We start from the raw sequence: 7,468 nt of genomic DNA, 5'->3' as shown, positions 1-7,468 counted from the left end.
TATTCTTTTACTTGGAAGCCTGAAAAGAAAGACGCTAACGACTTCTCACAAGGTCAATTTCAAGATGAACGTCAAAAACTCTTTAACATTCAGCATAATGGTGAATTAACAGAACAGGAAAAATGGCGCGCCATTGACAAGGTTAAGGGGTTAACTTTAGGCTCTACTGAGAAACAAGCATTGGCTGATAAACAGGCCGAGCACGATAAAAAAATAAGAGATCAAGCAAGACAAGAAGCACTTGCTGAACTCCGAAAGGGGTTTGGAAATCGTGCCTAAAACTATTAGAGAACTTGCTGACGAATTAAAGGTCTCTAAACAAACCATTCAATATCACTACCAAAGACTACCAACAAAGAACCAACAAAAAGATAGTCAAGGTAAAAATATGATTAGCCTTACAGCTGAAAGGATTATTAGGGACAAGGTAGCAAAGCCTTTGGTAGCAAAAGATCAACAAATAGGTAGCAAAAAAGCGACAAAAGATAGCAAAGAAAATAATGAGCTAATTTTTACTCTAAGAAGAGAAATAGAAGAGTTAAAGTATCAACTTGACAAACAGCTTGCTACCAAAGACCAACAAATAAGTAGCAAAGACCGCCAACTAGATCAGCTAACAAAATTGATAGATCAGCAGCAACAATTACAATTAGCAATAGTAGCAGAAAATCGCCAATTAAAAGAACATGTGCAAAAATTAAGTGGCTTTGTTGGAACGTCTAAATCCAATCAAAAAGTTCAATCAACTGAAAATAACTCTATTCAAAATAAGGGTAGAGATGACAAGCAAGGCAAAAAAAAAGTGCCTCAATCTGGTAATATACAAAAAGATGCACCTAAAAATAAAGCCCATAAAAATTGGTGGCATTTTTGGTAATAAGCCTATGCCACCAAATAAGAAGGTGAAAGCATCATGAGAAGAGAGTTATTTGAATTGACTAAAACGAAACTGGCTAACCGGCCTAAACAAATAATAGATTTGAATCAATGGCTTTTTGTAACCATTAACACAGCTAAAGCGATGATTGATAATACAGCCAAATCTCAGTTTGCTTATTTGAACCATTTTATTAAATGCGATACAACTAGGGAAATTCAGTATCTATTTGACAAAATACAAGGAAAATTTGGAAGTCTCAATTTTTCCAAACGCTATAGCCCCAATTACTTATATTTATGCTCTTTAGTAGCCAATTTTCCTCCAATGAATCTTTCAGCTGAAAACCAGAAATTAATTAGTGCCTTTATCGGTTTTAATGATTATTTGTTGTATGGCATATGAAAAGGAGACTATACATTATGGAATATTATCAAATGCCTTTCTTTCCCAAACTAATGGTGAGGGATATAGATAAATCAGCCAAGTTTTACGAAATGTCTTTAGGGTTTGAATCATTATTTAAATATAGAAACAGTAAAAAAGAAGTCATTATGAATCACCTAAGGCTTAATAAGTATCAAGACATTATGCTAATTCAAAAATCTAATTTTAAAGCTGGTTCAGGAATCTATTTAAATCTGTTGGTGACCGATGCTTCAGAGAAAATATCCCAAATTTCCCCAAAAGCAATTCAAGAACCCTTATCCGAAAAACCTTGGAATGCATTGGAGGCCACAATAAAAGATCCTGATGGATATTTAATAACGCTAACTCAGCCTCATGTCGAGCAAAAAGATTTTGATAAACTAATGAGAAATGCCACAAAAGTTTTTAATAAGGATTAGGTCGCTTATGCAGAAACAACCAAGACTTAACTAAGATCATGAACACCATCCTAAATAAGGGTGCCACCCTAGATATTTTGAATTTGCCGTCCATGACGGGGATTGTTGATCCTAACTTACGTCAACTGATGACTAGACTAACCTTATCATTGAACTGTCTAAGTATCATGCTGAAAGCGAACGTAAACTAATTATTGAACGGCAGTAACAGGGAATAGCATTAACTAAAAACAGGTTAAATATCATGGTTGCAAGCCTCAATATTCCAAAGATGCAGCATGCCTTTAAACTGTACCATGCCGGTATTAAAGGGACAGCCTTTATAGTATACTGAAAGAAATACAAGGTTAAATGGAAATAACTAACAAAGCGCCACTTTTTTAATGCAATTTAGTTAATATGCAGTAGCTTAAAATTATCACACCTCTAGGGTCTATAATTCTAATTGCCCCATTCAGAATTTTTAGCAAACTACTCTGAGTGGGATATTTGAGTTAAACTAGCAGTAGAAAGTAAAAACACAGTTCGGTTGGTAGTCCGAACGTAGCGAAGCTATCAGTAACCTGCCTCCTTGGTTGTCCATCTTTCTTAATTAATTTTAAGGAGGATGTTTGATGTCTACTATCAAGAGCTCATTAACAATTGTCTATGAACCACCGTTTTACAAAGCTATCTTTGAAAGACGTTTTGATTCAACTTATGAAGTTAGCCAAGTTAACTTAGGTCCTTCAGAACCTAAATTAACTTTGATTTACGATCTGGTTATTCATCATTGGAATAAAATTATCTTTTTCAAACAAACTGTTTGTGCTTCGTCTGTTTCTGAACGAAAAATCAATCCTAAGCGTCTTCAAAGGTTAGCTAAAAAGAGTATTCAGTATGGTGTCGGTACTAAAGCACAACAAACACTCCAAAAACAGTTGGAATGTCAAAAAGTAACACGACAACATAATAGACGTACCAGGAAGATCTTGGATCAAGAAAAAAGATATAAATTGCGCCAGACCAAGAAAATACAAAAACACAAAGGACATTGAGAACCTAGTATAGAAAACTATATATTGCATTTGAGGGTCTATAACTTACAAATAACCCCTCAAAAATATTGAAAGAATAACCCCTAATATCTATAATGTAGATATTGGGGGTTATTTATTTTTATATTATAAAAATAACTTCTTCTATTCGTCATTTTTTCGATACCTTTTAGAACGATTTTGACCAGGAAATAAACGATCATGCGATCCGACTCGAATTCCAATTAAGACTAGTTCATCTTTATCAATCGTATAAACAACCAGGACATCGTTAGTTTCATTTGGTGTTCTGTTTTTCGGGGTATCTCGTAAGTGAAATTCATTATACCCGCTCATTCGCCGATTAAGCTCATGATCCTCAAATTCTGGTGGTAATTGTTGTTGTTCGAGCAACAGGTCAATGGCTGCTCGAACTTCGTCAATAATAGTTTTATCTAAACTGGCTAATCGCTTTAGGTCAGCATTAAAGGTTGCACGCGGTTTAAATCTTAATTTTTTCATTGTTTAAACTGACCCCAATAATCATCATTTGATTCAACAATTTCATCATCAGGTAAAACATGTCGTTTAATTAACTGATCACGCGCAATTGCATATTCTAACGAACCTTCTTTAGCTTTTAATGCCCGTTCTAGCCAGTCCATTTTTTCTTGCGAAACGATGGCTACTGCGCGACTATTTGAACGAGCAATATAAACGGTTTCGTCTTCGTCATTAACTTGATCTAAATATTTTTTTAGGTTAGCGCGAAAATCGCTCTGGGTTAATGCTAATGTCATATTTACCACCCTTTCATTGTACTTAATATTGTACTTTAATTTGTACTAAAAATCAATTTTTTTAAGGAGCTAAAACTATGCAACAAGTTGTCTTACCCATCAAAGATTCAAATGTTCTCAAGGAGGTTCAAGATACCTTACTCAACAACTTTAAAGCTGGCCGGCGTAACTATACAGTTTTTCAAGTTGGCAAAGCTACACTGCTACGGGTCAGTGATGTCATGCGCTTAAAACAGGCCGATATTTTTAATCCGGACGGTTCTATTAAACAAAATGCGTTTATTCACGACCGAAAAACTGGTAAACCTAATACCTTGTACCTTAAACCTGTTCAAACAGAGCTCTTATTGTACCGTCAATGGCTGCTTGATCATAAGCTGGATTCTGAATGGCTCTTTCCTTCAATTCAACACCCAGAACGCCATATTACTGAAAAACAGTTCTACAAAATCATGAGCAAGGTTGGCGATCTGTTAGGAATTAATTATCTAGGGACCCATACAATGCGCAAAACCGGGGCTTATCGCGTCTACACGCAATCAAATTACAATATTGGCCTAGTCATGCACTTATTAAATCATTCTAGTGAAGCCATGACTTTAGCATATTTAGGTTTAGACCAAGCAAGTACCGAAACGATGCTGGATCAAATTGATTTTGGTTAACGAAAAAGTCTTAATTTTAATGGTTCATTATCGAAAGCAAGAACTTCTTGCTTTCGATAAACTATGTACCTAGGTAAACTAGTAACGTTAGGGGGATAGGATTGATGAAATTAAGTGAAGTCATTTATAGTAGGCGAAAAGAACTTGGTTTAACACAAGAACAAGTCGCTCACAAATTGAATGTTACTCGACAAGCCCTTTCTAATTGGGAACGTGGAAAAAACTATCCAGATATCGATATTTTAGTTAAATTAACTCAAATATATAACCTATCATTCGATGCATTAATTAAGGGAGACAAGGAAGTTATGAAAAAAATTAGCGAAGATGCTCAAGCTTTAAGAAAGCAAAAAAGACTAAAGAAACTCGATATTTCATTGGTAGTAGTGACAATGACAATTATTTTAATTCCTTTTTTATTGAATCTCTTTGGTAGGCAACACTTTTTAAATAGCCGTTTAATGAGTATTTCAATATTTGTTTTGGTTATGTATATCATGATAGCTTCTTTATGGCATTATCGTTTAGGCAATCCTGGTCCGCTCAACAAACGAGCTCCTTTGTTAATCCCAAAAAGCTTTGGTATCGGATTAACAATTAATCCGCAAAACCCAATTGGGTTAGCAATTTGGATTATATTATTAATTATTGTAATTGCTATATTTATTCCAATGATTTTTTAAATAAATTAGTTTGGTCATACATTTATTAAACCATTCCAGTGAAGCCATGACACTAGCTTACTTAGGCTGGGATCAGGCAAGTACTGAAACTATGTTGGATCAGATTGATTTTGGTTAGGAGGCTGGCTTTATGGATTTAGATTTTGAATCAAACAAGTATGATCTTTTTGATGACTGGCATCAAAACAAGACTAAACAAGCCTTTACGCAAAAGTTGCAACAACAAGCTCAAATTGAAAAAACTGAACTCCCACAATTATTGTCACGTGAAGATTTAAAAATTCGTTGGCAGATGAATTCTCGTCAAAGTGTTCATCAGGTCGCTAGTAAGCCTGATTTTCCGCAACCTATTTTTAATTTTAATCATGGCAAGACCCCACTTTACTTAGAAACTGAAATTCAAATTTTCGAAATTAATCACCCTTGGTTAATAACTCCAGGCGCTCGTCTTGCTTATAGCCATTGGATTCTTGATAATGTGATTGATTAATCTTGATATTTAGCTCTATGCTTTTGAGGGTATGCTCTAGGTTTTTTATAGTTGGCGCTAGCCTTCTAATACAAATAATACCCATTTCGATGGGGATTAAATCTACCCTTGACACTTGTCAAGGGTGTAAGTGCGCCTTGACCTCGTTTCACTCGGTCTGCTGATAACCATACAATCAGTTTTTCTCGTTATTTAATTGAGCGTATTTTTAATTCAATTTATGTTTGCACCTAAACTAAGATTGTTATGTTTTAAATATTTAAAAAGTGTTGCGGATTACGCTGTTTTAAGCCAAATTTTTTTATCGTTCTGTGCAAGGAATCTTTATGAGTTTGGTAACAAATTTTGAATAACGGTACTGTAAAATCTGTGAATCTAAATTGAAATCATTATTTTGATGTTAGGAGTCATCAAGATGGACGAAAAGAAAGTATTAAAAACCATTGATGAAATGCTTGCTGATCCTTGGCAAGTTGATATTCAAGAATTGTTTGAAGCTTCTTTCAATGAACCTGACGAGATTAAAAAGAATTTGTATGATTCCCTGTATACTTATGTTTTGCAAAAAAGACAAGAAGATATTATTAATCGTCCTGGCTTCGTTATTTAGCCCTCTAAAAGCCTGCTGAGGGCTTTTTATTTTTGCTTTGGTATAAATATATATAAACAGTCTTAAAATCGCTAGAAACGAGAAATAAGGCCCTTAAAAACGAATATAGCAGTTAGATTCTTGTTAAGATTCAGAAAAACTAACTGTTTGCTGTCAATGGTAGCGGACGAGCGTAGCGTGGGAGCATAAGGAATTGACAGCTCTAAACCAGTCTTAACACTGAAATGGCGAAAGCCAAAGTTTCTATAAAACTTTGGCTTTCCTGCCTAACGGCGAGTGAAAAAGCGGTCAAGCTGGTTCAGCTTGGACGGGGTACGGGGCGTCAGCGCCCGTATTGAATGTGGCTTGCCACACCTTATCTGGCAACGAACAGAGTGAGGCGCAAGGAGCGTAGCGAATGAAGTTGAATGTGAGCCTGTTTTTGGGCTCACTCCTTTGTATTTTTGTTTTAGATTTTGATCTTGTACAGTAGTGCCTCTTTTATACCTCTTTTATAAACCTCTTTTAAACCTCTTTTAGACCCCTTTTGAGGCTTACTCTCCCAAGGCTTATAGAAGTTTATCAAGTAGGTTTTGTCTGTTTATCAAGTAGGTTTTGTCTGTTTATCAAGTAGGTTTTGTCTGTTTATCAAGTAGGTTTTGTCTGTTTATCAAGTAGAACTATAAAGTTGACTACTTGATAAACATAATCTAAAATTAATTTGTAATCATTAGGAGGTACAGCATGGGAAATGAAATTATTAAATATGATCCAGAGTTAAATACCATTCCACTTCGAAAATTTACTCCAGTTGAAATGAATTTATTTTTTTCGATTATTTCTCGTATGCGTGATAAGAGTGATCAGACCATTCGTTTTACTTTTGATCAATTAAAAGAGCTAAGTGCTTATAAACCTACTGCAAATAACCGTTTTGAAGATGACATTCAGAGAACTTATGAAAAAATGATGGGATTACATTTTGGTAGACGAAGTAAAAGTGGATTAACTCGAGAGTTTTTTGTTTTGTTTACAGAATTTAAAATTGATGGAGATGCAGAAGAACCTTATGTAGACGTAAAAGTTTATGAACGTGCTTTACCCCTTTTAAACAAGCTTGAAAGTTGGGTTCGTTATGCATTGGCAGAGTTTAGAGATTTAAAAAGTAGTTACGCAAAAACAATGTTTCGGTTACTAAAACAGTTCAGAACCACTGGATATGCTTATTTTTCTAAAGAAGACTTTTTTGAATTACTAGATATGCCCAAAAGTTACTGGAATAGTCCCTCTAACGTCGATAAATTTGTTATAAAACCCATTAAAGAAGAATTAACTCCTTTGTTTAGAGGATTAACGGTTAGAAAAAAATATGGTAAAGGGCGTGGGAAACCAGTTATTGGCTATTCTTTTACTTGGAAGCCTGAAAAGAAAGACGCTAACGACTTCTCACAAGGTCAATTTCAAGATGAACGTCAAAAACTCTTTAACATTCAGCATAAT

Annotated in this window: 11 protein-coding genes and 3 pseudogenes; 12 read left to right on the top strand and 2 right to left on the bottom strand. The window is 34.8% G+C overall.

Annotated features, from left to right (window positions below):
• The 6 genes and pseudogenes from GB993_RS06540 to GB993_RS06515 form a co-directional block, all read left to right on the top strand.
• Positions 1–279 (top strand): annotated as a pseudogene (locus tag GB993_RS06540) (replication initiation protein); the annotation flags it as partial.
• On the top strand, positions 272–877 hold the full coding sequence (locus GB993_RS06535) for a DUF536 domain-containing protein (protein WP_161003584.1): 606 nt from the start codon (positions 272–274) through the stop codon (positions 875–877). The pseudogene GB993_RS06540 and the gene GB993_RS06535, both read left to right, overlap by 8 nt.
• Before the next feature lie 36 nt (positions 878–913).
• Positions 914–1,282 (top strand): hypothetical protein, encoded by a 369-nt coding sequence (locus GB993_RS06530; protein ID WP_161003583.1) that lies wholly within the window; start codon positions 914–916, stop codon positions 1,280–1,282.
• The gene (locus GB993_RS06525; protein ID WP_347877352.1) at positions 1,279–1,725 is read left to right on the top strand and encodes a VOC family protein; all 447 of its coding nucleotides are present in this window, start codon (positions 1,279–1,281) and stop codon (positions 1,723–1,725) included. The genes GB993_RS06530 and GB993_RS06525 overlap by 4 nt, the downstream gene beginning before the upstream one ends.
• A pseudogene (locus GB993_RS06520) lies at positions 1,722–2,059 on the top strand (recombinase family protein); the annotation flags it as partial. The gene GB993_RS06525 and the pseudogene GB993_RS06520, both read left to right, overlap by 4 nt.
• Positions 2,060–2,339: 280 nt before the next feature.
• Positions 2,340–2,762 carry a YjdF family protein gene (locus tag GB993_RS06515; protein WP_161003581.1) on the top strand — a complete coding sequence of 141 codons (423 nt, stop codon included), beginning with the start codon at positions 2,340–2,342 and terminating at the stop codon, positions 2,760–2,762.
• A gap of 144 nt (positions 2,763–2,906) precedes the next feature.
• Here the strand turns inward: GB993_RS06515 and GB993_RS06510 are convergent, their stop codons facing one another.
• Together GB993_RS06510 and GB993_RS06505 are read right to left on the bottom strand one after the other, a co-directional pair.
• On the bottom strand, positions 2,907–3,263 hold the full coding sequence (locus GB993_RS06510; RefSeq protein ID WP_161003580.1) for a type II toxin-antitoxin system YafQ family toxin: 357 nt from the start codon (positions 3,261–3,263) through the stop codon (positions 2,907–2,909).
• Positions 3,260–3,541, bottom strand: coding sequence for a type II toxin-antitoxin system Phd/YefM family antitoxin (locus GB993_RS06505; RefSeq protein WP_021816635.1), 282 nt, complete (start codon positions 3,539–3,541; stop codon positions 3,260–3,262). Before GB993_RS06505 ends, GB993_RS06510 begins: the two co-directional genes overlap by 4 nt.
• Before the next feature lie 77 nt (positions 3,542–3,618).
• Between GB993_RS06505 and GB993_RS06500 the strand changes: the two genes are divergently transcribed.
• The 6 genes and pseudogenes from GB993_RS06500 to GB993_RS06480 form a co-directional block, all read left to right on the top strand.
• Positions 3,619–4,206, top strand: coding sequence for a site-specific integrase (locus tag GB993_RS06500; protein WP_161003579.1), 588 nt, complete (start codon positions 3,619–3,621; stop codon positions 4,204–4,206).
• 104 nt (positions 4,207–4,310) lie between these two features.
• Positions 4,311–4,889, top strand: a complete 579-nt coding sequence (locus GB993_RS06495) for a helix-turn-helix domain-containing protein (RefSeq protein ID WP_161003578.1) — start codon at positions 4,311–4,313, stop codon at positions 4,887–4,889.
• A 4-nt stretch (positions 4,890–4,893) separates the two neighbouring features.
• Positions 4,894–5,007: pseudogene (locus GB993_RS13050) on the top strand (site-specific integrase); the annotation flags it as partial.
• 12 nt (positions 5,008–5,019) lie between these two features.
• Positions 5,020–5,379 carry a hypothetical protein gene (locus tag GB993_RS06490; protein WP_161003577.1) on the top strand — a complete coding sequence of 120 codons (360 nt, stop codon included), beginning with the start codon at positions 5,020–5,022 and terminating at the stop codon, positions 5,377–5,379.
• Between the two features lie 397 nt (positions 5,380–5,776).
• Positions 5,777–5,989: a hypothetical protein gene (locus GB993_RS06485; RefSeq protein WP_010625611.1), complete on the top strand. Its 213-nt coding sequence runs from the start codon at positions 5,777–5,779 to the stop codon at positions 5,987–5,989.
• Positions 5,990–6,712: 723 nt separating this feature from the next.
• On the top strand, positions 6,713–7,468 hold a 756-nt coding region (locus tag GB993_RS06480), incomplete at its 3' end, for a replication initiation protein (protein WP_161003576.1).

The sequence above is a fragment of the Furfurilactobacillus milii genome (genome assembly GCF_009864005.1).
Lineage (GTDB): Bacteria > Bacillota > Bacilli > Lactobacillales > Lactobacillaceae > Furfurilactobacillus > Furfurilactobacillus rossiae_B.
This window is presented reverse-complemented; position numbering and strand designations above follow the sequence as displayed.

What these genes read in the sequence shown, in the direction of transcription:
- GB993_RS06515 (WP_161003581.1), top strand. Translation starts at nt 2,340, where the DNA reads ATGTCTACTATCAAGAGCTCATTAACAATTGTCTATGAACCACCGTTT.
- GB993_RS06510 (WP_161003580.1), bottom strand. Translation starts at nt 3,263, where the DNA reads ATGAAAAAATTAAGATTTAAACCGCGTGCAACCTTTAATGCTGACCTA.
- GB993_RS06505 (WP_021816635.1), bottom strand. Translation starts at nt 3,541, where the DNA reads ATGACATTAGCATTAACCCAGAGCGATTTTCGCGCTAACCTAAAAAAA.
- GB993_RS06485 (WP_010625611.1), top strand. Translation starts at nt 5,777, where the DNA reads ATGTTAGGAGTCATCAAGATGGACGAAAAGAAAGTATTAAAAACCATT.
- GB993_RS06530 (WP_161003583.1), top strand. Translation starts at nt 914, where the DNA reads ATGAGAAGAGAGTTATTTGAATTGACTAAAACGAAACTGGCTAACCGG.
- GB993_RS06490 (WP_161003577.1), top strand. Translation starts at nt 5,020, where the DNA reads ATGGATTTAGATTTTGAATCAAACAAGTATGATCTTTTTGATGACTGG.
- GB993_RS06495 (WP_161003578.1), top strand. Translation starts at nt 4,311, where the DNA reads ATGAAATTAAGTGAAGTCATTTATAGTAGGCGAAAAGAACTTGGTTTA.
- GB993_RS06500 (WP_161003579.1), top strand. Translation starts at nt 3,619, where the DNA reads ATGCAACAAGTTGTCTTACCCATCAAAGATTCAAATGTTCTCAAGGAG.
- GB993_RS06525 (WP_347877352.1), top strand. Translation starts at nt 1,279, where the DNA reads ATGAAAAGGAGACTATACATTATGGAATATTATCAAATGCCTTTCTTT.